Origin of the sequence: Burkholderia seminalis (genome assembly GCF_001718535.1) — a bacterium.
Classification (GTDB): Bacteria; Pseudomonadota; Gammaproteobacteria; order Burkholderiales; family Burkholderiaceae; genus Burkholderia; species Burkholderia seminalis.
Window position 1 is genome coordinate 1,997,530 of sequence record NZ_CP013398.1, and the last position, 25,739, is coordinate 2,023,268.

At 66.7% G+C, this 25,739-nt stretch carries 22 protein-coding genes; 2 read left to right on the forward strand and 20 right to left on the reverse strand.

Features of this window, described 5'->3' with window-relative positions; translation table 11 throughout:
* Positions 1-115: 115 nt before the first annotated feature.
* The 3 genes from WJ12_RS09015 to WJ12_RS09025 all read right to left on the reverse strand — a co-directional run bounded on the left by WJ12_RS09015 (position 116) and on the right by WJ12_RS09025 (position 3,462).
* Entirely contained in the window at positions 116-2,365 is a 2,250-nt protein-coding gene (locus tag WJ12_RS09015) for an ATP-dependent DNA helicase (RefSeq protein WP_034188626.1), read from the reverse strand.
* Positions 2,366-2,420: 55 nt separating this feature from the next.
* On the reverse strand, positions 2,421-2,636 hold the full coding sequence (locus WJ12_RS09020; RefSeq protein ID WP_006478692.1) for a YdcH family protein: 216 nt from the start codon (positions 2,634-2,636) through the stop codon (positions 2,421-2,423).
* A gap of 76 nt (positions 2,637-2,712) precedes the next feature.
* Entirely contained in the window at positions 2,713-3,462 is a 750-nt protein-coding gene (locus WJ12_RS09025) for a hypothetical protein (protein ID WP_049028415.1), read from the reverse strand.
* A gap of 160 nt (positions 3,463-3,622) precedes the next feature.
* On the opposite strand from WJ12_RS09025, the gene WJ12_RS09030 reads away from it, so the two are divergent.
* Entirely contained in the window at positions 3,623-5,947 is a 2,325-nt protein-coding gene (locus tag WJ12_RS09030) for a Tex family protein (protein WP_034188628.1), read from the forward strand.
* 102 nt (positions 5,948-6,049) lie between these two features.
* Here the strand turns inward: WJ12_RS09030 and WJ12_RS09035 are convergent, their stop codons facing one another.
* The 17 genes from WJ12_RS09035 to ndk form a co-directional block, all read right to left on the reverse strand.
* The gene (locus tag WJ12_RS09035; RefSeq protein ID WP_049036608.1) at positions 6,050-7,966 is read right to left on the reverse strand and encodes a potassium transporter Kup; all 1,917 of its coding nucleotides are present in this window, start codon (positions 7,964-7,966) and stop codon (positions 6,050-6,052) included.
* Positions 7,967-8,242: 276 nt separating this feature from the next.
* The gene (locus WJ12_RS09040; RefSeq protein WP_006485899.1) at positions 8,243-8,839 is read right to left on the reverse strand and encodes a phosphoribosyltransferase; all 597 of its coding nucleotides are present in this window, start codon (positions 8,837-8,839) and stop codon (positions 8,243-8,245) included.
* A 7-nt stretch (positions 8,840-8,846) separates the two neighbouring features.
* Positions 8,847-10,193 (reverse strand): adenylosuccinate synthase, encoded by a 1,347-nt coding sequence (locus tag WJ12_RS09045; protein WP_034188630.1) that lies wholly within the window; start codon positions 10,191-10,193, stop codon positions 8,847-8,849.
* Between the two features lie 113 nt (positions 10,194-10,306).
* Positions 10,307-11,455, reverse strand: coding sequence for an ATP phosphoribosyltransferase regulatory subunit (locus WJ12_RS09050; RefSeq protein ID WP_034188631.1), 1,149 nt, complete (start codon positions 11,453-11,455; stop codon positions 10,307-10,309).
* 101 nt (positions 11,456-11,556) lie between these two features.
* Positions 11,557-11,748, reverse strand: a complete 192-nt coding sequence (locus tag WJ12_RS09055; RefSeq protein ID WP_009687995.1) for a DUF2065 domain-containing protein — start codon at positions 11,746-11,748, stop codon at positions 11,557-11,559.
* A gap of 36 nt (positions 11,749-11,784) precedes the next feature.
* On the reverse strand, positions 11,785-12,684 hold the full coding sequence (gene hflC, locus WJ12_RS09060) for a protease modulator HflC (protein ID WP_059561599.1): 900 nt from the start codon (positions 12,682-12,684) through the stop codon (positions 11,785-11,787).
* Between the two features lie 15 nt (positions 12,685-12,699).
* The gene (hflK, locus tag WJ12_RS09065; RefSeq protein ID WP_059561603.1) at positions 12,700-14,040 is read right to left on the reverse strand and encodes an FtsH protease activity modulator HflK; all 1,341 of its coding nucleotides are present in this window, start codon (positions 14,038-14,040) and stop codon (positions 12,700-12,702) included.
* Between the two features lie 47 nt (positions 14,041-14,087).
* The gene (gene hflX / locus WJ12_RS09070) at positions 14,088-15,263 is read right to left on the reverse strand and encodes a GTPase HflX (RefSeq protein WP_175029016.1); all 1,176 of its coding nucleotides are present in this window, start codon (positions 15,261-15,263) and stop codon (positions 14,088-14,090) included.
* Positions 15,264-15,335: 72 nt separating this feature from the next.
* Positions 15,336-15,575, reverse strand: a complete 240-nt coding sequence (gene hfq / locus WJ12_RS09075) for an RNA chaperone Hfq (RefSeq protein WP_006399927.1) — start codon at positions 15,573-15,575, stop codon at positions 15,336-15,338.
* A 152-nt stretch (positions 15,576-15,727) separates the two neighbouring features.
* Positions 15,728-17,065 (reverse strand): ribosome biogenesis GTPase Der, encoded by a 1,338-nt coding sequence (gene der, locus WJ12_RS09080; protein ID WP_049029189.1) that lies wholly within the window; start codon positions 17,063-17,065, stop codon positions 15,728-15,730.
* Positions 17,066-17,312: 247 nt separating this feature from the next.
* Positions 17,313-18,458, reverse strand: a complete 1,146-nt coding sequence (bamB, locus tag WJ12_RS09085) for an outer membrane protein assembly factor BamB (RefSeq protein ID WP_034188636.1) — start codon at positions 18,456-18,458, stop codon at positions 17,313-17,315.
* Between the two features lie 42 nt (positions 18,459-18,500).
* On the reverse strand, positions 18,501-19,130 hold the full coding sequence (locus WJ12_RS09090) for a tetratricopeptide repeat protein (protein ID WP_049028713.1): 630 nt from the start codon (positions 19,128-19,130) through the stop codon (positions 18,501-18,503).
* Positions 19,131-19,185: 55 nt separating this feature from the next.
* Complete coding sequence (gene hisS, locus WJ12_RS09095; protein ID WP_034188638.1) at positions 19,186-20,526, reverse strand: histidine--tRNA ligase; 1,341 nt, start codon at positions 20,524-20,526, stop codon at positions 19,186-19,188.
* A gap of 20 nt (positions 20,527-20,546) precedes the next feature.
* Entirely contained in the window at positions 20,547-21,851 is a 1,305-nt protein-coding gene (ispG, locus tag WJ12_RS09100; RefSeq protein ID WP_034188974.1) for a flavodoxin-dependent (E)-4-hydroxy-3-methylbut-2-enyl-diphosphate synthase, read from the reverse strand.
* A 112-nt stretch (positions 21,852-21,963) separates the two neighbouring features.
* Entirely contained in the window at positions 21,964-22,977 is a 1,014-nt protein-coding gene (locus WJ12_RS09105) for a helix-turn-helix domain-containing protein (protein ID WP_059561607.1), read from the reverse strand.
* 163 nt (positions 22,978-23,140) lie between these two features.
* Positions 23,141-24,280 (reverse strand): dual-specificity RNA methyltransferase RlmN, encoded by a 1,140-nt coding sequence (rlmN, locus tag WJ12_RS09110; RefSeq protein ID WP_006484457.1) that lies wholly within the window; start codon positions 24,278-24,280, stop codon positions 23,141-23,143.
* Positions 24,281-24,335: 55 nt separating this feature from the next.
* Positions 24,336-24,761, reverse strand: coding sequence for a nucleoside-diphosphate kinase (gene ndk / locus WJ12_RS09115; protein ID WP_006478674.1), 426 nt, complete (start codon positions 24,759-24,761; stop codon positions 24,336-24,338).
* Positions 24,762-25,010: 249 nt separating this feature from the next.
* Here ndk and WJ12_RS09120 point away from each other — a divergent pair, with 249 nt between their 5' ends.
* Positions 25,011-25,709 carry a Bax inhibitor-1/YccA family protein gene (locus tag WJ12_RS09120; protein WP_006761414.1) on the forward strand — a complete coding sequence of 233 codons (699 nt, stop codon included), beginning with the start codon at positions 25,011-25,013 and terminating at the stop codon, positions 25,707-25,709.
* Positions 25,710-25,739 lie beyond the last annotated feature (30 nt).

The window sequence follows — 25,739 nt, forward strand, 5'->3', positions numbered from 1 at the left end:
GCGCGGCGCAACGCCCGTTGCACGAACAAAAAACCCGGCCATCGAGCCGGGTTTTTTATTGGCGCCGCAATCCGGCGCCGCGGGGGCGATCGCGCGGCGCCGGCCGCGCGGATCGTCACATGCGTTTGTCCGAGCGATGCTCGTCGAAGAAATCCTGCACGACCGCGATCTCGCGCGTGCGCTTGAACGGCGGCAGGCTCTGCCAGATCCGGCGCCCGTAGGGCTTGTCGACGAGCCGCGTGTCGCAGATCATCAGCACGCCGCGATCCGTCTCCGCGCGAATCAGCCGGCCTGCGCCCTGCTTCAGCGTGATCACGGCCTGCGGCAGCTGATGCACGGCGAACGGGCTCAGGCCCTTCTTCGTCAGGGCATCGAGACGCGCGGCCAGCACCGGATCGTCCGGCGGGGCGAACGGCAGCTTGTCGATCACGACGAGCGACAGCGCGTCGCCGCGCACGTCGACGCCCTCCCAGAAACTCTGGCTGCCGACCAGGATCGCATTGCCGTATGCGCGGAAACGGTCGAGCAGCTCGGTGCGGCTCGCATCGCCCTGCACGAGCAGCGGCGTGTTCCAGCCGCGCGATTCGATGACATCGCGCAACTTCGACGCGATCCGGTCGACCGCGCGCAGCGTCGTGCACAGCATGAACACGCCGCCGCCGGACGCCTCGATCGCCGGCAGCGCGGCATCGAAGACGGCATCGGTAAACGCCGGCGAAGACGGCTGAGGCAGGTTGCGCGGCACGTACAGCAGCCCTTGCGACTGGTAGTCGAACGGGCTCGCGAGCGTCATCGAGCGGCGCGAGCTGAGGCCCATCTGCGCCGCGTAGTGCGTGAAATCGCCGCGCACCGACAGCGTGGCCGACGTGAACACCCATGCCCGCGGGACACCTGCACGCTGCTTCGCGAAGATCGGCGCGACCGACAGCGGCGTTTCGTGCAGCTGCACGGTATGCGCGAACACCTCGACCCAGCGCACCTTCTCGTTCGGATCGCCGTCGGAGGTCGCCTTGTCGCCGGCCGCTGCCGCGTCGGCCTGCGCGGCCGCCTCCGCCGCGCCGGGCGCGACCCAGCCGGCCAGCAGATCCTGCAGCTCGCGCGCGCGCCGCAGGCACGCGCCGAGCGACTCCGCCCGCTCGGCCTGGCTCGCGAGCGCCGACGCGAGCGCGTCGAGCGCCACGTCGAGCGCGTCGAGCGCGCCGAACATCGGATGATCGTCGCCGAGCTGCGCCAGCGACATGCGCACGATCTGGTCGTTCGCGAACGCGAGGCGCAAGTCGCGCGCCGCACGTTCGAGATCGCCGCCGAGCTTCACCCACTCGACCGCGTCGCGCGCGTGGCCCAGGCCCTCGGCCACCGTGTCGCGCGCGAGTTCGAGGATCTGCGTGGTCGACAGCGTCTCGCCGAAGAACAGCGTCGCCGTCTCCGGCAACTGGTGCGCTTCGTCGAAGATGACCGTGTTCGCGTTCGGCAGCAATTCGGCCATCCCGGTGTCGCGCAGCATGATGTCCGCGAAGAACAGGTGATGGTTGACGACCACCACGTCGGCCTGCTGCGCCTCGCGCCGCGCCTGCATCACGAAGCATTCCTTGTAATGCGGGCACTCCTGGCCGAGGCAGTTGTCGCGCGTCGACGTGACCATCGACCACACGGGCGCCGTTTCCGGCACGCTCGCGAGCTCGGCCTTGTCGCCGCTCTTCGTGATCTTCGCGAAGCGGACGATCTCCTGCAGATACGCGGTGTCCTGCCGCGACGGCAGGCGGCCGTTGTCGGCCGTGCGTTGCAGGTAGTAATGGCACAGGTAGTTGGCGCGCCCCTTGAGCATCGCCACCGACACCGGCACCGCGAGCGCGTTGCGCACGGTCGGGATGTCGCGCTGGAACAGCTGGTCCTGCAGGTGTTTCGTGCCGGTCGACACGATCACCTTGCCGCCCCACAGCATCGCGGGCACGAGATACGCGTAGGTCTTGCCGGTACCCGTACCGGCTTCGACGATCAGCGTGTTGTCGGCCGCATCGGTGTCGGATTCGGCTGATGCGGCGCCGTCCGCGCCCGGCTCGGCTGCCTTGTCGCCGTCGCCGAGGCGGCGCGCCGGCCGCTTGCGTGTTTCGAAGATCTCGGGCTCGGGCATCCGGCGCGCGGACGCTTCCATCGCCGACGCGACCGCGCGCGCCATCTCGATCTGCGAGGTACGCGGCCGGTAGCCGTCGAGCGCGCGCGCCAGCAACCCGCCCTCGCCGAAAATCGTGTCGAGTTCGTCGACGCGCTTGCGGCTCAGCTCGAAGGTGCCTTCGGGCGCACGAGCGCGCCCGGCGGACGTCGCGTCACGCCGGGCATCGGGGGTGGCTTCAAGCGGTGAATTCAAGGCAAGCGTTCCTGTGTCCAGCGCCCGGGCGGCGCCGGCGCTTGCCAGGCCGCGCTCAGGCGCGCTTATCCGGTTCGAGCTGCGATTGCAGCAGAATGATTTTGTCCTTGGCTGCCAGCTTTTCCTTCTTCAGCCGGTGCAGCGTGATGTCGTCGATGTCGGAGTGCCCTTCCTTCAGCTCGATCTCCCGAGCGAGCTGCTGGTGCTGCTCCTGCAATGCAGCCAAACGGTTGTGCAATTCCTGCTGCTGTTCCGTGTGACGGTTTTGCATAGTTGCCTCCTCATCGAAGCAGCGCGGCGGCTGGCATGCCGACGCGCCCGAGACTGATCCCGATCAATCCAACACGTTACTGCCCCTGCTGTTGCTGCTTGGCCTTCTCGGCCGCTTCCTGCTGACGTCGCTCGACATCGGCCTTGTGCTGCGCGGCTTCCTTCTGCTTCTGCTCGTAGCGCGCGGCGTTGTCCGCCCGCTCCTGCGCCTTCTGCGCCGCCTGCTGGTGCGCCTGGTCGAGCTTGCGCTGGAAGTCGCCCTGCTTCTGGTCGTATGCCTGCTTGCTCGCCGCGCGCTGCGGCCCTTCCGCGCCGCGCTGCGCCTGCTTCAGTGCATTCTGCTCCTGCTTGTCGCGGAACGCAGCCGCGTTCGCCGCATCGTTCGCCGCCCGCTGCGGCGCTTCCGCCGCGTTCTGCGCCTGCTTCAGTGCCTGCTGTTGGTCGCGCTGCTGCGCGCGCACCGCGCGCTGCTCGTCGTTGAGCGCGAGTTGCTCCTGACGGATGCTCGCGCGCTCGTCGCGCATCTGGTCGCGCGCCTTGCCGAGACAGTGATTGACGAAAAAGGTGCTGTAGCAATTATGCTCGGCCACCGCATAACGATAATCGTTTTCCGCGGTGCGTTGATTGAGCACTTTTTGACGGGCGTCGAAATCCGGTGCGGCGGAGGCCGCAACGGGCGCGGCCGCGACGGCGTCCGGCGCGGTTGCGCCCGAGGCTTGCGCGAACGCGCCGGAAGGCCCGGCGGACAAAGCCGCGGCGAGCGCTGCGCCGAGCGCGACGAGAGAAATTCGGGAAGTTGGCAACGTCGTAGGAAAGCTGCGGGACATGTGTCAAATTCTATCACCCCCGGCTGGACGCTCCGCCATTTATGGCAAAATGCCCCGCTTCACTCACCCGCGGCATCAGGCCCGTCGGGCCCGCCATGCAGCCCGCCGCGTCGGGCCTGCCGGCCCGCGCCGCGATTTCAGCAGGCAGATCATCCACGACATGACGGAAACCGTAGCACTCAAGATCGTACAGCGCATCGCCACCGAACTGTCCGTCCAGCCGCGCCAGGTCGCGGCGGCCGTGCAACTCCTCGACGAAGGCTCGACCGTTCCGTTCATTGCCCGGTACCGCAAGGAAGTGACCGGCAACCTGGACGACACGCAGCTGCGCCAGCTCGAGGAACGTCTCCTGTATCTGCGCGAACTCGAGGATCGCCGCGCGGCGATCCTGTCGAGCATCGACGAACAGGGCAAGCTGACGGACGAACTGCGCGCCGCGATCGACGCGGCCGACAGCAAGCAGGTGCTCGAAGACCTTTATCTGCCGTACAAGCCGAAACGCCGCACGCGTGCGCAGATCGCCCGCGAAGCCGGCCTCGAGCCGCTCGCGCAGGCCCTGCTCGCGAACCCGCTGCTCGACCCGCAGGCCGAGGCGGCCGCGTATGTCGACGCCGACAAGGGTGTCGCCGACGTGAAGGCCGCGCTCGACGGCGCGCGCGACATCCTGTCCGAACAGTTCGGCGAAACGGCCGAGCTGCTCGGCAAGCTGCGCGACTACCTGCACAACCAGGGCGTCGTGTCGTCGGCGGTCGTCGAGGGCAAGGAAAACGAGGAAGGCGAGAAATTCCGCGACTATTACGACTACGCGGAAACGATCAAGACCGTGCCGTCGCACCGCGCCCTCGCGCTGTTCCGCGGCCGCAACGCGGGCGTCCTGACGGTCAAGCTCGGCCTCGGCGAAGAGCTCGACGCGCAGGTGCCGCATCCCGGCGAGGCGATGATCGCGCGCCATTTCGGCATCGCGAACCAGAACCGCCCGGCCGACAAATGGCTGTCCGACGTCTGCCGCTGGTGCTGGCGCGTGAAGGTGCAGCCGCATATCGAGAACGAACTGCTCACGCAACTGCGCGAAACGGCCGAAACCGAGGCGATCCGCGTGTTCGCGCGCAACCTGAACGACCTGCTGTTGGCCGCGCCGGCCGGCCCGAAGGCCGTGATCGGTCTCGACCCCGGCCTGCGCACGGGCGTGAAGGTCGCGGTCGTCGACCGCACCGGCAAGGTGCTCGCGACCGACACGATCTACCCGCACGAGCCGCGCCGCGACTGGGACGGCTCGATCGCGAAACTCGCCCGCATCGCCGCGCAGACGCAGGCCGAACTCATCAGCATCGGCAACGGCACCGCGTCGCGCGAAACCGACAAGCTCGCGAGCGAACTGATCGCGAAGCACCCGGAGCTGCGCCTGCAGAAGATCGTCGTGTCCGAAGCCGGCGCGTCGGTCTATTCGGCGTCCGAGCTCGCCGCGAAGGAATTCCCGGAGCTCGACGTATCGCTGCGCGGCGCCGTGTCGATCGCACGCCGCCTGCAGGACCCGCTCGCGGAGCTCGTGAAGATCGAGCCGAAGGCGATCGGCGTCGGCCAGTACCAGCACGACGTGAACCAGCGCGAACTCGCGCGTTCGCTCGACGCGGTCGTCGAGGATTGCGTGAACGCGGTCGGCGTCGACGCGAACACCGCATCGGTCCCGCTGCTGGCGCGCGTGTCGGGCCTGAACGCGACGCTCGCCCGCAACATCGTCGACTACCGCGATGCGAACGGCCCGTTCCCGTCGCGCGAGCACCTGCGCAAGGTGCCGCGCCTCGGCGACAAGACCTTCGAGCAGGCCGCCGGCTTCCTGCGCATCAACGGCGGCGAGAACCCGCTCGACCGCTCGTCGGTGCACCCGGAAGCCTATCCGGTCGTCGAACGGATGCTCGCGAAGATCAACAAGCGCATCGACGACGTGCTCGGCAACCGCGAAGCGCTGTCGGGCCTGTCCCCGACGGAATTCGTTGACGAACGTTTCGGCCTGCCGACCGTGCGCGACATCCTGTCCGAACTGGAGAAACCGGGCCGCGATCCGCGGCCGGAATTCAAGACCGCGACGTTCCGCGAAGGCGTCGAGAAGGTGTCGGATCTCGTGCCGGGCATGACGCTCGAAGGCGTCGTGACGAACGTCGCCGCGTTCGGTGCGTTCGTGGATATCGGCGTCCATCAGGACGGCCTCGTCCATGTGTCCGCGATGTCGACGAAGTTCATCAAGGACCCGCACGAAGTCGTGAAGGCCGGCCAGGTCGTCAAGGTGAAGGTGCTCGACGTCGACGTGAAGCGCCAGCGCATTGCGCTGACGATGCGCCTCGACGACGACGCGGCAGCGCCCGGCATGTCGTCGCGCGGCGGCCAGGATCGCGGCAACGCGGCGCGCGGCGCGGCTCGCCCGCAGCGCTCGCGCGAGCCGGAACCGGCCGGCGCGATGGCCGCGGCATTCGCGAAGCTGAAGCGCTGAACACGCGAAAGCCGCCGCCAGAAGAAAGCCCGCCGAAAGGCGGGCTTTTTTATGCACCGGCAGCCGTGGCGCGCGGCTGAACGGCTCGCGCGCCGCGTCCGGTCAGATCTCGATCTTCGTGCCGAGCTCGACGACGCGGTTCGCGGGAATCGAGAAGAAGTCGGTCGGCTTCGCGGCGTTCTGGTGCATCCACGCGAACACGCGCTCGCGCCAGATCGACATCCCGGGCAGGTGGGTCGGCACGACCGTTTCGCGTGCGAGGAAGAACGACGTGTCCATCAGCTCGAACGTCATGTCGTGCGCGCGGCCGAATTCCTCGAGAACGGCCTTCACGTCCGGCGTCTCGTTGAAGCCGTACTCGGCCTTGACGATGTACAGCCCGCCGCCCGCATCGCGCGAGGTCTGGCGCTTGTCGTCGCGCACATAGGGAAAGTCGCGCGTGACGAACGTCAGGAAAATGGTCCGCTCGTGCAGCACCTTGTTGTGCTTCAGGTTGTGCAGCAGGCTGACGGGCACGAGCTTGTCGTTGCCGGTCAGGTAGATCGCGGTGCCCGATACGCGATGCGGCGGATGCGCGAGCAAGCCCTGCAGGAACGGCTCGAGCGGAATACCGTCGGCCGCCGTGCGTTCCTTGACGATGTGACGCCCCTTGTACCAGGTCATCAGCAGGAAGAACAGCAGCGCGCCGATGCCGAGCGGCAGCCAGCCGCCCTGCGCGACCTTCAGCAGGTTCGCGCCGAAGAAGCCGAGGTCGATCGCGAGGAACACGGTGATGATCGCGCCGACCAGCAACCGGTTCCAGTTCCACACCTTCACCATCACGACGCACGCGAGCACCGTGGTGATCACCATCGTCGCCGTCACCGCGATGCCGTACGCGGCCGCGAGATTGTCGGAGCTCTTGAAGCCGACCACGATGCAGAGGATCACGAACAGCAGCAGCCAGTTCACGACCGGCACGTAGATCTGGCCGATCGCGAGCTCGGACGTGTGCAGCACCTTCATGCGCGGCACGTAGCCGAGCTGGATCGCCTGCGACGTCAGCGAATAGGCGCCCGAGATCACGGCCTGCGACGCGATCACGGTCGCGACCGTCGACAGCACGACGAGCGGCAGCAGCCCCCATTCGGGCGCCAGCAGGAAGAACGGGTTTTCGATCGCTTTCGGATTCTGGATCAGCAGCGCGCCCTGGCCGAAGTAGTTCAACACGAGCGACGGCATCACGAGCCCGTACGCGGCGATCCGGATCGGCTTCGCCCCGAAGTGGCCCATGTCCGCGTAGAGCGCTTCCGCGCCGGTCAGCACCAGCACGACCGAGCCGAGCACGACGTAGGCCTGCAGCAGGTGGTCGGCCATGAACGACGCCGCGTAATACGGGTTGACGGCCGCGATGATGCCCGGCACGCGCACGATGTGGTACACGCCGAGCGCCGCGATCACGACGAACCACAGCACCATGATCGGGCCGAACAGCTTGCCGACCAGTGCGGTGCCGTGACGCTGGATCCAGAACAGCGCGATCAGGATCACGATCGTGATCGGCAACACGAGGTGGGACAGGTGCGGCGTCGCGATTTCGAGACCTTCGACCGCCGACATCACCGAGATCGCCGGCGTGATCACCGCGTCGCCGTAGAACATGCACGCGCCGAAGATCCCGAGCGCCATCAGCGCGCCCGCGACGCGGGTCTTCGAGTCGAGCGGCCGCAGCGACAGCGCCATCAGCGCCAGCACGCCGCCTTCGCCGTTGTTGTCGGCCCGCATCACGAACAGCAGGTACTTGACGCCGACCACCAGGATGATTGCCCAGAACAGCAGCGAGATCACGCCGAGAATCGATCCTTCGGTGAGCGGAATGCCGTGTGCGGGGCTGAACGCCTCCTTCAGCGAATACAGCGGGCTGGTGCCGATGTCGCCGAACACGACGCCGATGGCTGCTATCGCTAGCGCCCGCATCGAGTGTTGTTGCGTCGAATGCGGCGCGTGTGCGGCGTCGGTCGCGTGGATCGTGTCGTTCATATGAAGCGTAATAATCGGGTCCGGGTCGGACAAAACGAGCGCTATTCTACTCGCGCCCCCGTGAAACGCCGCCCTGCTCTGTTGCCTTGGAACCACGTGATCCACGCTGCGCATGCAATCCGGCGCGAGCTGTGGCAGGGCTGCCATCATAGCCGGGGCAGCGCCGTCTGCCTACTATCGGATTCGTGAAACGCACCGCCCGACGCCCCCGCCGCGCAATGAAAAACGGCGCCGCAAGCGGCGCCGTACCAGGCTTTCCTTCGATCGGCCACGCGCTTACGCGCCCGAACCGTCGCGCTGCGCGCGACCGCGCTTGATCCACGCCTCGAGGTTGTGCGGACGCACCGTGTCCCACTCCTCGAACGGCTGATGAATCCACGGATTCGTCGGCAGAAACTGCGTGTGATAGTCGGGCTTGACCTTCGAGCAACCCTTGTACCAGAGGACGGCCGAGCGAACGGCCGTCACGGACGGGTAACGCTCCTTCAGGTGCTCCTGCACGCGCGCGAGCGTGACGCCCGAATCGACGAGATCGTCGACCAGCAGCACGTTGCCCGCGAGGTTGCCGCGCGTCATCGTGATGTACTGAGCGATGTCGAGCTCACCCTGCTCGGTGCCGGCCGCTTCGCGGTACGAACTCGTCGCGAGGATCGCGAGCGGCACGTCGTAGATGCGCGACAGCTGGTCGCCGACGCGCAGGCCCCCGCGAGCGAGGCACAGGATCTGGTCGAACTTCCAGCCCGACGCGTGCACCTGGAGCGCGAGCAACTCGATCAGACGGTGATACTCGTCCCAGCCTACCCACAGGTTCTTGTCGTCGTTGCGCGGATCGGTCATCAAGTCTGCCGCCGTCATCGTGATTTGCTGCGTCATCTTGGAATTACACCTTGAACGGATGGCGGAGCAGGATCGTTTCGTCGCGGTCCGGGCCCGTCGACACCATGTCGACCGGCACGCCGGCCACGTCCTGGACACGGGACAGGTATGCCTGCGCGTTCACCGGCAGCGCATCCCACGTCTTGATGCCGACCGTGCTTTCCTTCCAGCCGGGGAAGGTTTCGTATACGGGTTCGCAACGCGCCACGTCGGCGGCGCCGCGCGGCAGGATGTCCACGTCCTTGCCGTCGATCTTGTAGCCGACGCACAGCTTGACTTCGTCGAGGCCGTCGAGCACGTCGAGCTTCGTCATGCACAGGCCCGACACGCCGTTGATCTGGATCGAGCGGCGCAGCGCGGCTGCGTCGAGCCAGCCCGTGCGGCGCGGACGGCCGGTGACCGAACCGAATTCCTTGCCGACGTTCGCGAGCGTGACGCCGACCTGGTCCTGGCGCTGCGGATTGTCCGCATCGTACAGTTCGCTCGGGAACGGGCCCGAACCGACGCGCGTGCAATACGCCTTCGTGATGCCGAGGATGTAGTTGAGCTTCTGCGGACCGACGCCCGCGCCGGCCGACGCCGCACCCGCGACGCAGTTGCTCGACGTGACGAACGGATAGGTGCCGTGGTCGATGTCGAGCAGCGTGCCCTGCGCGCCTTCGAACAGCAGGTTCTGGCCCGCGTTGTTCGCGTCGTACAGGCGGCGCGACACGTCGGCCACCATCGGCTTCAGGCGGTCGGCATAGCCGAGCATCGTGTCGAGCGTGGCCTGGAAATCGACGGCCGCGCCGCCCAGGTACTGGGTCAGCACGAAATTGTGGAAATCGAGGTTTTCGCGCAGGCGGTCGGCGAAGGTCTTCGCGTCGAACAGGTCCTGCACGCGCAGCGCGCGACGGCCGACCTTGTCTTCGTACGCCGGGCCGATGCCGCGGCCGGTCGTGCCGATCTTGCCCGCGCCCTTGCGCGCTTCGCGCGCCTGGTCGATCGCGATGTGGTACGGCAGGATCAGCGTCGTGGCTTCGGAGATGAACAGACGGTCGCGCACGTTCACGCCGGCTTCTTCGAGCTCGCCGATTTCCTTGAACAGTGCTTCGGGGGACAGGACGACGCCGTTGCCGATGTAGCAGGCGACGCCTTCACGCATGATGCCCGACGGAATGAGGCGCAAGATCGTTTTCTTGCCGCCGATGATGAGGGTGTGGCCGGCGTTGTGACCGCCCTGGAAACGCACGACGCCCTGAGCGTGGTCCGTCAGCCAGTCGACGATCTTGCCCTTGCCTTCATCACCCCATTGCGTTCCCACGACGACGACATTGCGCCCGGGAGTCACGTTCACTGCGCTGGCAGACATGTTGATTCGTTAGCTGGTTAAAAACGTATTCTACCTATGTTCGCGGGCGATTCCGAATTTTTCCGTTTCGCTTCAACGATATGCACGTCGAAGCACGGCCCGCGAACGCCTGTTTATCGGGGTTCGACCACCCATGCGCCGTCGCGCTCGACGAGCGAACGGTCGCATGCGAATTCGTCGAGCACGTGGTCGTGGCCGGGCAGCGCCTGGATCACGACCTCGCCCGCATCGCGCAGCGCGGCGACGGCCGCGCCCAGCGCGTCGTCCTGCGCCCACGGCGCGAGAATCGCGGTGCCGCGCGCCTCGACCGGCGAGATCCGCGCGAGCTCGCGCAGGTCGAGCGAGAAGCCCGTTGCCGGGCGCGCACGGCCGTACGCCTGGCCGACGTGGTCGTACCGGCCGCCGCGCGCGATCGCGTTCGGCACGCCGTCGATGTACGCGCTGAACATCGCGCCGCTGTGGTACGCATAACCGCGCAGGTCGGCGAGGTCGATCGCCACTTCCGCGCCCTTCGCCTGCGACGCGAGCTGCGCCAGATCGTCGAGCGCCCGCGTGATTTCCGGCAGCACCGGCAAGCGTGTGCGCGCCTCGGCGAGCACGCCCGCATCGCCGTAAAGGCTCGGCAGCGCGCGCAGCGCGGCGCGCGTATCGGCGCCGAGATCGTCGGTGAGTTCGTTCAGGAGCGGCACGTCCTTGCCCGACAGCGCGTCGTACAGCGACTCGCCGCGCTCGGCGGCCTGCGCGTCGCGCGCCAGCAGCGCCGCGAGCACGCCCGCATGGCCGAGGTCGAGACGGATGCGCGACAGGCCCGCGAGATGCAGCGCGTCGAGCATCAGCTGCTGGATCTCGAGGTCGGCTTCCAGCCCGGCATGCCCGTAGATTTCGGCACCGATCTGGATCTGCTCGCGCGTCGCGTGCAGGCCGCGCGGGCGCGTATGCATCACATGGCCGGCGTAGCACAGGCGCGTCACGCCCTGGCGGTTCAACAGGTGCGCATCGATCCGCGCGACCTGCGGCGTGATGTCGGCGCGCAGGCCGAGCGTGCGGCCCGACAGCTGGTCGACCAGCTTGAAGGTGCGCAGGCGCAGGTCGCTGCCGCCGCTCGTCAGCAGCGACTCGAGATACTCGAGCAACGGCGGCATCACCATTTCGTAGCCGTACGAACGGAAGCGGTCGAGCAGCCTGCGGCGCAGCTCCTCGATCTTGCGCGCTTCCGACGGCAGTACGTCGGCGATATTCTCGGGAAGTAACCAGGTCGACATCGGTACGGTCCTACGACGGGAAACGGCGCGCGCCACGCGCGCCGCGAGTTGAATCGGAACTTCGGAATCGGGCGGGACGGACGGCGGATGCGCCGTCCGGATCACGTGGCGAGCAGCAGCAGCACGAGCCCGAGCGCCATCACGATCAGGCCGCCGATCCGGATATGATGCGGCGGCCGCTCAGCTATTCTACGAAACGTGTCGCGCCAGGCGACGGGAAACACGAAGGGGAACGCCCCCTCAATGATCAGCATCAGCGCTACTGCGAGCAACAACGAGCCAGCCAGGTCCATGCGAGCGACGGCGCCGCTCGACGCGGCGCCTCAAAGTCAATGTTTGCGGGGAGCAGGCGCCGCCGGTGCGGCGCCGCCCGTCGGGCTGCGCATGAAGCGGAAGAACTCGCTGTCGGGATCGACGACGATGATGTCGTTGCGCTTGAACGTATTCCGGTAGGCCTGCAGGCTCGCGTAGAACTGATAGAACTGCGGATCGCGGCCGAACGCATCGGCGGCAATCGTCGCGGCCTTCGCGTCGCCCTCGCCCTTGATCGTCTGCGCGGACTTGTATGCGTTCGCGAGCACGGCCTGCTGCTCACGTTCGGCATCGGCCTTGATCCGCTCGACGTCGGCCGCGCCTTCCGCACGCACCTGCGCCGCCTGATCGCGCAGCGTGCCGATCATCCGTTGATAAACGGCATCCGTCTGTGCAGCCGGCAGGTCGACGCGCGTCAGCTGGACGTCGACGACGTCGACGCCGAAGCCCGACGCCTTCGCCTTGACCGCATCGCGGGCCGCATCGGCGATCGCGCGCTGGCCGCCGAGGGCGTCGTCGAGCGCGCGCTGGCCGAACGCGTCGCCGAGCGCACCCTTCAGCGCGCCGGCCAGGCGGTCGGCAGCCGCAGCCGGATCGCCGCCGGTCGCCGTGAAATACTTCAGCGGATCGCTGATCCGGTACTTCACCGCATACGCGACGAGCAGGTCGTGCTTGTCCTGGGTGGCGAGCTGCAGCGGATCGGACGACTCGAGCGATTGCAGGCGCGTGTCGATCAGCGTGACCGTCTGCAACGGCGGCGGCAGCTTGAAGTGGAGGCCCGGGCCCGCGAGTTCGGGCTGCGCGCCGTCACGACCGGACAGCACGGCCGCATGACGCGGATCGACGGTCAGGACCGTCGAGGACGCCGCGAAGGCAACGATCACGATCGCGACGACGAGCGCAATGATTCGGTTCATGTTCTGCGCTCCCCGTTACTTCGTATCGTCTTCGCGCGACCGGCTGCGAAACACTTCGCGCGATCGCAGCACGTCGACGCCCGACGCCGCGGCCGCCGGTGCGGCGCTCGCGGGTACGGCGGCGGCCGGCGCAACGGCTGCCGGTGCCGACGCCGCATCGGGCGCGGATGCGCCGGTCGACGCCGCGGCGTTCTGCCGCCCCTGCTCGACGAGCTTGTCGAGCGGCAGGTAGACGACGCTGTTGCCGCCCTTGTTGCCGACGAACACCTTCGTCGCGTTCGAATAGATTTCCTGCATCGTCTCGAGGTACATCCGCTCGCGGATCACCGCGGGCGCCTTCGAGTACTGCGCGTAGACCTGCTTGAAGCGGTCGGCATCGCCCTCGGCTTGCGTGACCACGCGATCGGCATACGCCTTCGCTTCGTCGACGAGCTTCGCGGCGTCGCCCTGCGCCTTCGGCAGCAGGTCGCTTGCATACGCCTGCGCGGCGCGCTTCGCGGCCTCGCGCTCGTCGCGTGCCTTCGCGACTTCGGCGTAGGCGGCCTGCGTCTGCTCGGGCGCCGCGACGCTCTGCATCGTGACGGCCGTCACCTCGAGCCCCGACTGGTAGCGGTCGAGATCGCGCTGGATCGCGGTGGACAGCTGCTCGCGCAGCGCGTCGCGGTCCTGGTTCAGCATGTCGGCCGCGCTGCGCGTGCCGACGATCGCGCGCACCGCGGCCTGCGCGGCCTGCGAGACGCTGCGCTCGGGGTCGACGCTGCGGAACAAGTAATCGGTGGCGGAACGGATCCGGTACTGAACGATGAAACGCACGTCGACGATGTCGGCATCGCGCGTCAGCATCGCCGCTTCCTTCACGTTCGCCAGACGCACGACGTTGTTGCGGCCGATCTCGATCGAGCGGACCTGCGACGTATCGACGATCTCGTGGGACGCGAACGGATACGGCGGGCGCCAGTGCACGCCCTGGCCAACCGTGCCCGACAGCTTGCCGAGCTGCAGCACGACGCCCGTCTGGCCGTCCTGCACGACGAACAGCCCGCTGCCCGCGTAAACCGCGACCAGCACGCCGATCACGATGCCGACGCCGACTCGCGCGGCCCGGCCGTTGTCGGGACGCAGGCCGTTGCCGCCCTTGCCGCCGAACAGGCCGCTCAGGCGCCGGTTGAAGTTGCGCCACATCTCGTCGAGATCGGGCGGACCATCGCCGTCGCCGCCTTGCGGACGCTTCGATTCATTCGAACGCGGACGGGATCCGTCCTTGCCATTGCCTTCGCCGCGTCCCCAGCGGGGATCGTTGATCGACAGCAAGGCACGCATCCGCCGCCAGGTAATCCGCTCGTTGTATTCGTTCACCAGAGTTTGTTCACCAGATAAGACGCCGGCGAACCGGCCGAGGCCGGTTAGCGCCCGTGTTCGGAAATCGTGTGGTCTTCGTGTGGTTCAGCGGGTGCGCCGTCGAGCGCGCCGCTGGGTAACGTCGCGCTGGAAAGGTGTTCCGCGGAGGCGATTTCGGCGATGGCGGCACGCAACGTATCAAGACCCTGACCGGTGCGCGCGCTCAAAAAGACGCGCGAAATATTACCATATTCGTCCCGCTCGACCGCGTCGCCGCGGGCCGCCAGCTCAGGCACCGCGTCGATCTTGTTGAACACCAGCACCTGCCGGATCGTGTCCGCGCCAATCTCGTGCAGCACGCCGTTGACCTGCTCGATCTGCTCGAGCCTGACCGCGCTCGATGCATCGACCACGTGCAGCAGCAGATCCGCGTGGATCGTTTCCTCGAGGGTCGCGCGGAATGCCGCGACGAGCTGGTGAGGCAGCTCGCGGATGAACCCGACCGTATCGGACACGACGATCTGGCCGACCTCGTCGCCGAGGTACACCCGCCGCGACGTCGTGTCGAGCGTGGCGAACAGCTGGTCGGCCGCGTACGCCTGCGCTTTCGTCAGCGCATTGAACAGCGTCGACTTGCCCGCGTTCGTATAGCCGACGAGCGATACCGACATCGTGCCGCTGCGCGCGCGCTGCCGACGCTGGGTGCTGTGCTGACGGCGCAGCCGGTCGAGCCGCGACTTCAGCATCTTGATGCGCTCGCCGATCAGCCGGCGGTCGGTTTCGAGCTGCGTTTCGCCGGGGCCGCGCAGGCCGATACCGCCCTTCTGGCGTTCAAGGTGGGTCCACGCGCGAATGAGCCGCGTCGACAGGTATTGAAGCTGCGCGAGTTCGACCTGCAGCTTGCCTTCATGGCTGCGGGCACGCTGCGCGAAGATGTCGAGGATGAGGCTGGTGCGGTCGACCACACGCCTGTTAAGTGCCTGCTCCAGATTGCGTTGCTGGGCCGGCGCCAGGGCGTGATTGAAGATGACGATTTCGACATTGTGCGCGTCGCAGGCAAGCCGCAGTTCTTCGGCTTTGCCGCTGCCGATGAACATCTTGGCATCGGGACTGGAGCGACGACCCGTGAGGGTGACGGCGGGACGGGCCCCCGCGCTGGAGGCGAGAAGACTGAGTTCTTCGAGACTGGCTTCGAAATCGGTCTTGCCGAAATCGATGCCGACGAGCGCTGCGTTGATCAAATTATCGGGTGTCAAGATAAGGCGGCTGGCATCGGTCGCTCGCGGCGACCGGATGCCGGCCGCTGCGATAGGTTAGGACGAGGCTTCCGCGTCCGGGTGGAAATTCACCGGGCGCGCCGGCACGACCGTCGAGATGGCGTGCTTGTAGACCATCTGGGTCACCGTATTACGGAGCAACACGACGTACTGGTCGAACGATTCAATGTTCCCTTGCAGCTTGATGCCGTTGACGAGGTAAATCGAAACGGGAACGTGCTCTTTGCGCAGTGCGTTCAAAAACGGGTCTTGTAACAATTGCCCTTTGTTGCTCATGGCGTACTCCATCTTTTTTTGCAGGTTGATCTGGATTGGCGGGAAAGAAAAAGAGATCCGGCGCCAATCGCTACACTATAGCTGATTTTGCCTGCCCCGCCCGCCGCGCAGGCCTTACGGCCTACCCTTGCGGGACGCATGACAGGCGTGCGTCAGCCCTTGTCCGCGTACGGGTTGTTCGACGAACGGAACTCTATGCGCAATGGAGTCCCGGTCAGCGAGAAAGTTTCGCGGAACCGGTTTTCGAGGTAGCGCTTGTAGGTTTCCGTGACCGCGTCGAGCGCGTTGCCGTGGATGACGATCAGCGGCGGATTCTGGCCGCCCTGGTGCGCGTAGCGCAGCTTCGGACGCACCGGGCCGCGACGGCGCGGCTGCTGGAATTCGACGGCCTCGATCAGCGCGCGCGTGAGCTTCGGCGTCGGCAGCTTCGCCATCGCCGCCGCGTACGCGTCGTCGACCGAGCGCATCAGCGCGCCGATGCCCGTCTTCTTCGCGGCCGAAATGAAGTGCGATTTCGCGAAATCGAGGAATTTCAGCTTGCGGGTCAAATCCGCTTTCGCGCGGTCGCGCGCGTGCTCGTCGAGGCCGTCCCACTTGTTGACGCCGATCACGAGCGCACGGCCCTGCTCGACGACGAAGCCGGCGATGTGCGCGTCCTGGTCGGAAATGTCCTGCTGCGCATCCAGCAGAAGAATGACGACGTTCGCGTCGGAGATCGACTGCAGCGTCTTCACGACCGAGAACTTCTCGATCGCCTCGAACACCTTGCCGCGGCGGCGCAGGCCGGCCGTGTCGATCAGCGTGTATTTCTTGCCGTTGCGCTCGAAGTCGACGTAGATCGAATCGCGCGTCGTGCCCGGCATGTCGAACGCGATCACGCGATCCTCGCCGATCAGCGCGTTCACGAGCGTCGACTTGCCGACGTTCGGACGGCCGACGATCGCGATCTTGATGCCGCGCGACGGGTCGTTCTCGTCCTCTTCCTCCGGACGGTCGGCGTAAGCCACCGCCAGCGCCTCGTTGATCATGTCGGTCACGCCGTCGCCGTGCGCGGCCGAGATCGCGCGCGGGTCGCCGAGCCCGAGCTCGTAGAAGTCGGCCGCGACCGCCGTGTACCGCATCCCCTCGGCCTTGTTGACGACGAGGAAGATCGGCCGGCCGGTCTTGCGCAGGTAGTCGGCGATCGACTTGTCCTGCGGCGCCAGCCCGTTGCGGCCGTCGACGATGAACACGACGATGTCGGCTTCCTCGACGGCCTGCCGCGTCTGGCGCGCCATCTCGTGCAGGATGCCGTCCTTCGCGACGGGTTCGAAGCCGCCCGTATCGACGACCAGGTACGGCCGTTCGCCGACGCGCCCTTCGCCGTAATGGCGATCGCGCGTCAGGCCAGGCAGGTCGGCGACCAGCGCATCGCGCGAGCGCGTGAGCCGGTTGAACAGCGTGGATTTCCCCACATTGGGGCGCCCAACGAGGGCAATGACCGGTTTCATCTGTGTTTTCTACGGTGATGCGCAGCAGCGGGAGGCCCGCTGCTGCGGGCGGCTGCGCTGAATGAAAATATCACGAATTCGCGCCGCGCCGGATGCGCGCGCCGGGCGCGCGTTGCGCGCCGTCGTCTTTCGTCTCGAACTGCCTTTCAAATACCGAGCGGCCGGGAGCACCGGCCGCCTTCATGCTGCACGGCCGGGGCGCGCGGGACAAGCCCGCCGCGCCGCGGCCACACGTGTTTCCTGCTTATCAGCGCGGACGGAATCCGTACAGGCCGCCGTCCTTCGTCTGCACGACGAGCGTATTGCCCGCGAGGACCGGCGCCGCCGTAATCGCGCTGCCGTCGGTCTTCATCCGCGCGATGAAGCTGCCGTCTTCGCGCGACAGGAAGTGCACGAAGCCCTTGTAGTCGCCCATCACGACCGCGTGCCCGAGCAGGTACGGCACGCCGACGTCACGGCTCTTCAGCTTGTCGTTGCGCCACAGCTGGTTGCCGGACGCCGCGTCGTACGCCGTCACGACCGACCAGTCGTCGCCGCCGGCGACCACCGAATCGTCCTGCGCCAGACCGCTGCGGCTCGAGAACGGCTTTTCCCACAGCGGGCGGCCCGAGTTCGCGTCGAAGCAGCCGAGCTGACCCTGGAACGTCACCGCGCAGGCTTCCGCGCCGACGAGCGTCGGCGGGCCGCTGACGTCGTTGATGCGCTCGACCTCGGTCACGCCCTTCGGGAACGACACCGGGGTCTGCCAGAACGGCTCGCCCGTCTGCAGGTTGATCGCGACGAGACCGCCGCCCGGGAAGCCCGCCAGCACCGCCGCGTCGCCCGCGAACGTCATGCCGGCCGACACGCGCAGGTTCAGCGGCACCGCGCGGTTGCGGTAGTTCCACTTCTGCTCGCCCGTCTGCGCGTTGAACGCGATCACCTGGCCGTCGATCGTGCGGACGATCACGAGGCCGTTGCCGACGAGCGGCGGCGAGAAGATCTCGCCCTGCACGCTGGTCTTCCACAGTTGCTTGCCGTCCGGACCCAGCACGAACACGCCGCCCTTCAGCGCGCCGACCGCGGTCAGGTTGCCGTCGCTGCCGACCCCGGCCGACAGGTCCGAGCCAACCTTCGCGCGCCAGACGGTCTGGCCCGTCTTCGCATCGATCTTCTCGACCGAACCGTTTTCGCCCGCCGCATAAACGGCGTCGCCCACGGCCACCGGCGAGAACAGGTAGCGCCCGCCCTTGCCGACGCTTGCCTTCCAGACCTGTTGCACGTCCATGACGGGCTTGAACTCGGTCAGCGGCGTCGGCACGCGGCGCGCGTCCTTCGACGACGAGCAGGCCGCCAATGCGAGGACAGCCGCCGCGCAGGCGACGGGCACAGCGTAACGTTTCAGCAAATTCATCGGTTAGCGAAGCAGAAGTTAAGAGGTTGAGGGGACCGCGATTCAGCCGCCGAGCGCGTCCAGCTTGAACTGCACGAGCTGGCGCGCAGACTGGTCGTCCTTCGACAGGCCGTCGAGCGCGAGCTTGTAAGCGGCGCGCGCATCGTCGGTCTTGCCTTGCGCGGCCAGCAGATCGCCGCGGCGATCGGCCACGAGGCCCTTGAACGCTTCGACCGGCGTGCCCGACAGCAGCGTGAGGCCCGCGTCGTACGCCTTTTCGTCGAGCAGCAGCGACGCGAGGCGCAGCTTCGCGATCTGCTTGTACTCGTCGTCCTTGGCGTGATCGACCGCCCATTGCAGCTGCGCCTTCGCGCCCGCCGCGTCGCCGGCCGCGTACAGCGTCTTCGCGGCCGTGAGCGCCGTCATCTGTGCATACGGCGTGCTGCCGAACTTGTCTTCCATGTCGGCGGCCGCGCGGGCCATCGTCGCCTTGTCGTTCGCGGCGGCGGCCTTCTGGACCTGCTCGTACAGCCCGGACGCCTCGGCAGCCTGACGGCGCTGCCAGTAGTTCCAGCCGTTGAAACCGGCCGCGACGACGAGCGCCGCGAGCACGATCCACGTGGTGAGGTTGCCCCAGCGGGCCCACCACGCCTTGAGACTTTCAATCGATTCTTGTTCGTCGTGATAACTCATCGGCGAGCGATTCCTTCCTGTTCAGGCCTTTCTTGTCGAGCGAACGCCGGCGCGATCAGTCGTCGCCGTCTTCGGCGGATGCAACCATCGCATTGATTAGGAATTCGGTCAAGCTTTCGACCGGTACGGTCTGCTGAACGTTCTTTTCCCCGTCCGCGCCCGCACCGCGCAGCGCTTTCACGCCCACCGTGCCGTTCGCGACTTCTTCTTCGCCGAAGATCACCGCGAACGCGGCGCCGCTCGCGTCGGCCCGCTTCATCTGCGACTTGAAGCTTGCCGTCGCGCCGTCGGCGCTGCAGTGGAAGATCACGTCGAGGCCCGTATCGCGCAGGCGCTCGGCCGCGATGAACGCCTGTTCGCGCGCGGTCTCGCCCTGGTGCACGACGTACACGTCGACGCCTTCCTGCTCGGGCGCGAGATCCTCTTCCTTCAGCAGCTCGAGAATCCGCTCGATGCCCATCGCCCAGCCGCACGCGGCGGTCGGCTTGCCGCCGAGCTGCTCGATCAGCGGATCGTAGCGGCCGCCGGCCGCGACCGTGCCCTGCGCGCCGAGCTTGTCGGTCACCCACTCGAACACGGTCAGGTTGTAGTAATCGAGGCCGCGCACGAGACGCGGGTTGATCTTGAACGGAATGTTGTTCGCGAGCAGCAGGCGCTGCAGCCCTTCGAAGTGCGCGCGCGATGCCTCGCCAAGGAAGTCGATCAGCTTCGGCGCGTTCTGCGCGATCTCCTGCAGCGCGGGATTCTTCGTGTCGAGCACGCGCAGCGGGTTCGTATACAGACGGCGCTTCGCGTCCTCGTCGAGCACGTCGGCGAACCGTTCGAGGTACTTGATCAGTTCGACGCGGTGCGCGGCGCGCTCTTCGGCCAGGCCGAGCGAGTTGATCTCGAGCTTGATGCCGGTCAGGCCGAGGTCGTCCCACAGGCGCTGGCACATCATGATGATCTCGGCATCCGCATCGGGACCCGCGAAGCCGAGCGCCTCGACGCCGACCTGATGGAACTGGCGGTAGCGGCCGCGCTGCGGACGCTCGTGACGGAACATCGGGCCGATGTACCACAGGCGCTTCGGGCCGTCGTACAGCATGTTGTGCTCGATCGACGCGCGCACGACGGCCGCGGTGTTTTCCGGGCGCAGCGTCAGGTTCTCGCCGTTCAGCGCGTCGGTGAAGCTGTACATCTCCTTCTCGACGATGTCGGTGACTTCGCCGATGCCGCGCGTGAAGAGCTGCGTGTGTTCGACGATCGGCGTGCGGATGTTCTGGTAGCCGTATGCGCGCAGCAGCGATTTCACGGTTGCTTCGAAGAACTCCCACAGGCCGGCATCCTGCGGAAGGATGTCGTTCATGCCCTTGACGCCGGTGAGCTTCTCGATCTTGCGTTTCTGTTCAGTCATCGTTCGTGTGTGTGGACGAATTAGTTCAGGGCCTCGGTGCGGCCGTAATTGCGTGCGACGTAGTCGCTGACGATCTGCTGGAATTCCTCGGCGATCCGCTCGCCGCGCAGCGTCTTGACCTTCTCGCCGTCGATGAAGACGGGCGCGGCCGGGTTCTCGCCCGAACCCGGCAGGCTGATGCCGATGTTCGCGTGCTTCGATTCGCCCGGACCGTTGACGATGCAGCCCATCACCGCGACGTTCATCTTCTCGACGCCCGGATACGCCTTGCGCCAGACCGGCATCTGCTCGCGCAGGTAGGTCTGGATCTGCATCGCGAGTTCCTGGAACAGCGTGCTCGTCGTGCGGCCGCAGCCCGGACACGCGATCACCATCGGCGCGAACGAGCGCAGACCCATCGTCTGCAGGATTTCCTGGCCGACGATCACTTCACCCGTGCGCGACGCGCCCGGCTCCGGCGTCAGCGAGATGCGGATCGTGTCGCCGATCCCTTCCTGGAGCAGCACGCCGAGCGCGGCCGTCGACGCGACGATGCCCTTCGAGCCCATGCCGGCCTCGGTCAGCCCAAGGTGCAGCGCAAAGCCGCAGCGGCGGCCGAGCTCGCGGTACACGGCGATCAGGTCCTGCACGCCGCTGACCTTGCACGACAGCACGATGCGGTCGCGGCCGAGGCCGAGTTCGACCGCCCGTTCGGCCGAGCCGATCGCCGACTGGATCAGTGCCTCGTACATCACGCTCTGCGCGTCCCACGGCTGCGAACGCGCGCCGTTCTCGTCCATCATGCGCGCGAGCAGATCCTGGTCGAGGCTGCCCCAGTTCACGCCGATCCGCACCGGCTTGTCGTACTTGGCCGCGGCCTCGATCATCTGTGCGAACTGCGTATCGCGCTTCGCACCCTGGCCGACGTTGCCGGGGTTGATCCGGTACTTCGACAACGCCTCCGCGCAGCCCGGGTAGTCGCGCAGCAGCAGATGGCCGTTGTAGTGAAAATCGCCGACGAGCGGCACGGTCACGCCCATCCGGTCGAGCTGCTCGCGGATCGCCGGCACGGCGGCCGCGGCCTCGGGCGTGTTGACCGTGATGCGCACCAGTTCGGAGCCCGCGTTCGCGAGTTCCTTGATCTGGATCGCCGTGCCGATCGCGTCGGCCGTGTCGGTATTCGTCATCGACTGCACGCGCACCGGCGCGTCGCCGCCGATCGTCACGAGCTGCCCGCCCCAGCGGACATCCACCGCATGCGATACGCGGCGCGGCTGATGCCCGCCGAACACCGGCTCGGTTGAACAAATCTGACTGCTGCGTGGGGATTGAGCTTCGGATTGCATCGATAGATCCATTTACGCGGAATGCGCCGCGACACGGCGCATGAATTGAAAAAGCGCCGTGCCCTCACGGCCTGCCGAGATCGACGACAGGCCTTCGCCACGGCGCTTGACGTCAGGGCAACGTGAACCGTGCCACATTACCCCGCGCTGCCGAATATTTTGCCGGATCGACAGGTTTTCCGTCGAACGCGACTGTGTCGAGGCCCGCCTTGTTGCCGATCGTGACCTTGAACGGCCCGTCGCCGGCGACCTGCTTCGTCTCGCCGGCCCGCACCAGCGCCGAGAACAGCTCCTTGCCGTTCTTGTCGCGCACGCTGAACCAGCAATCCTGCTTGACCTTCAGTTCGATCATCGACTGGCCTGCCGCGACCGCGACGCTCGCCGGCTGGACCGGCACGGCGGCGCTCGCCGCCGCCGCCGCGACCACGACCGGCTGCGATGCCGCGGCCGTCGCCACGGGCGCCGGGACAGCGGATGCCACTGCCTGCGCCGGCGCCGCGGATGCCGCCGCCGGGGCCGGAACGTCGTTGGCGGAGACGGTCGACGCGCCGCTCGCGGCCGCCTCTTCGGCAGCCGCCGGCGAGGCAGCCGAGGCGCTCGCCGCCGACGCATGCTCCGCGTCATTGCCCTTCAGGCGCGCGAGCAGGCCCGACGAATCGCCGCCAGTGTGCCACATCAGTACGGCGACCACCGCGACGACGACGATCGCCGTTCCCCACAGCCACGGATGATGACGCGACGAGCCGCCCAGCGGAATCGACACGCGGCCGCGCGGCAGATCCGTCCCCGACGACGCGGGCATCGACAGGTCGACTTCCGGCACCCCGCGCTCACGGCGCAACGCCTGCGCGAACGGCTCCGGATCGACGCCGAGCATCTTCGCGTAGCTGCGCACGACACCGAGCGCGAACGTCACACCGGGCAGATGGCTGATGTCGCCGGCCTCGAGCGCCCGGAGCTTCTGCGGTGCGACCTTGAGTCGCGCCGATACGTCGTCGACCGACCAGCCCTTCGTCTCCCGAAGCTGCGCCAGCCGGCTGCCGACCGCCGCCAGCGATTCCAGTCCCGCCGGTGCCGGTTTCGCGGCATTCGTCTCTGCGCCGTTAGTCGGCTGCGGCTCACTCATCCTTGTCCTCGCGTCGATTCTTCTTCACTGGCGGGCGCCGCCGGCCCTGCCGGCCGACACCCGCAACTGTCCATACCATGCGCGGCGCCGAGGCGCCGCGACCGATCGCTATTCGCGTGTTGCACCGCCAAAGGGTTCGGGCGTCCCCGGCCAGGTGCCCCCGTCAAACTGCCCGAACTTCGATGATTTTTCCTGCTGCACCCGTTCGCTCCGCCAGGCGCGTGCGGTCCTTCACCGCGCCGGCCAGCTGGCCGCACGCGGCATCGATGTCGTCGCCGCGCGTCTTGCGCACGGTCGTGACGACACCCGCGTCGATGAGGACCTGCGCGAAGCGCTTGATCTGCTCCGGCTTCGAGCGGATGAGGCCCGATTCCGGAAACGGATTGAACGGGATCAGATTGAACTTGCACGGCACGTCGCGCGTGACGGCCAGCAGTTCGCGCGCATGCGCTTCGGTGTCGTTGACGCCGTCCAGCATGCAGTATTCGAATGTAATGAAGTCACGCGGCGCGACTTTCAGATAGCGCTGGCATGCAGCCATCAGCTCGCGAAGCGGATACTTCTTGTTGAGCGGCACCAGCTCGTCGCGCAGCGCATCGTTCGGCGCGTGCAGCGAAACGGCCAGCGCGACCGGCAACTCGGCGCCGAGGCGATCCATCATCGGCACCACGCCGGACGTGGACAGCGTCACGCGGCGGCGCGACAGGCCGTACGCGTTGTCGTCGAGCATCAGCCGCATCGCGGGAACGACCGCGCTGTAATTCAGGAGCGGCTCGCCCATGCCCATCATCACCACGTTGGTGACGACCCGTTCGGCCTTGCCGTTCGGGCCAGGCGCGCGGCCCAGCGACGCTCGCAATGCAAATTCGGCCATGCGGAGCTGGCCGATGATTTCGGCTGTCGACAGGTTGCGGGAAAAGCCCTGCTTGCCCGTCGAACAGAAGCGGCAGTTGACCGCGCATCCGGCCTGCGACGACACGCACAGCGTGCCGCGCGTCTCTTCCGGGATGAACACGGTTTCGACCGCATTGCCGTTTCCGACGTCGATCAGCCACTTGCGCGTGCCGTCGGTGGAAACGTGATCGCTGGCGATCTCGGGCATCACGATCGACGCGCGGCCCTTGAGCTTTTCTCTCAGGGACTTCGCGAGATCGGTCATGCCGTCGAAATCGCCGGCGTTGTACTGGTGGATCCAGCGCTGCAACTGCTTGGCGCGGAACGGCTTCTCGCCCAGGCTGCCGCAGTACGCGACAAGACCCTCGGCATCGAAGTCGAGAAGATTGACGGAAGTTTCGCTCGTCATGATGTGCTGCCTTGCCGCGTACGCTGAATCCTGCCTACTTGCTGTCAGCCAGGGCTTAACGCGAGTAAACGTTCATTTCCGGGAAGAAGAACGCGATTTCGACCGCTGCCGTTTCCGCAGCGTCCGAGCCGTGAACGGCGTTCGCGTCGATGCTGTCGGCGAAATCGGCGCGGATCGTGCCCTTTTCCGCCTTCTTCGGATCCGTCGCGCCCATCAGGTCGCGGTTCTTCAGGATCGCGCCTTCGCCTTCCAGAACCTGGATCATCACCGGGCCCGAGATCATGAAATCGACGAGGTCCTTGAAGAACGGACGCGCTGCGTGAACCGCGTAGAACTTCTCTGCGTCAGCACGCGACAGGTGTGCCATGCGCGATGCGACGATCTTCAGGCCGGCGCCTTCGAAACGGCTGTAGATCTGGCCGATCACGTTCTTTGCCACCGCATCCGGCTTGATGATCGACAGGGTGCGCTCGATTGCCATAAAAACTCCAAAAAATTAAGAAGTTACAGGTTCAAATGAATCCGCTATTGTAGCACGATCCCGTGTATCATTGCGATTGAACCCTTACACACGTGAAAGGTTCCGAATCCATATGTTTTCTGCCGCACGGCCATTGAAACCTCCCGGCACGGAACGTATCTTAGCCATAGCTGCTCCGGTTTGCTGCGCCGCACACCGCGTGCGCCGAACCGGCCCCGGACGCTCACGCGTTCAATGTTAGGAGAAACCATGAACGACTATCCGTACAATTTCGGCCGCGGCGGTTCCGTCAGCACCGCCGAGGTGCGCAACCGCGTGCTGCGGAACACGTACTGGCTGCTCGCGCTGTCGATGGTGCCGACCGTGCTAGGCGCCTGGGTCGGCGTCGCGACGGGCTTCTCGCTGTTCGCCGCCACGAGCCCGATGATGAGCCTGCTCGCGTTCTTCGCGATCGCGTTCGGCTTCATGTTCGCGATCGAGCGGACGAAAAACAGCGCGGCCGGCGTGTTCGTGCTGCTCGGCTTCACGTTCTTCATGGGCCTGATGCTGTCGCGGCTGCTGAGCTTCATCCTCGGCTTCTCGAACGGCCCGTCGCTGATCATGCTCGCGTTCGGCGGCACCGGCATCATCTTCGCCGCGATGGCGACGATCGCCACCGTCAGCAAGCGCGATTTCTCGGGCCTCGGCAAGTGGCTGTTCATGGGCGTGATCGTGATCCTGCTCGCGTCGGTCGCGAACATCTTCCTGCAACTGCCGGCGCTGATGCTCACCGTGTCGGTGCTCGCGATCGCGATCTTCTCCGCATACATGCTGTTCGACGTCCAGCGCGTCGTGAACGGCGGCGAGACGAACTACATCTCGGCCACGCTCGCGATCTACCTCGACCTGTACAACGTGTTCACGAACCTGCTCGCCCTGCTCGGCATCTTCGGCGGCAACCGCAACTGACGTTCGCGGGGCTCCATGAAAAAACCGGCC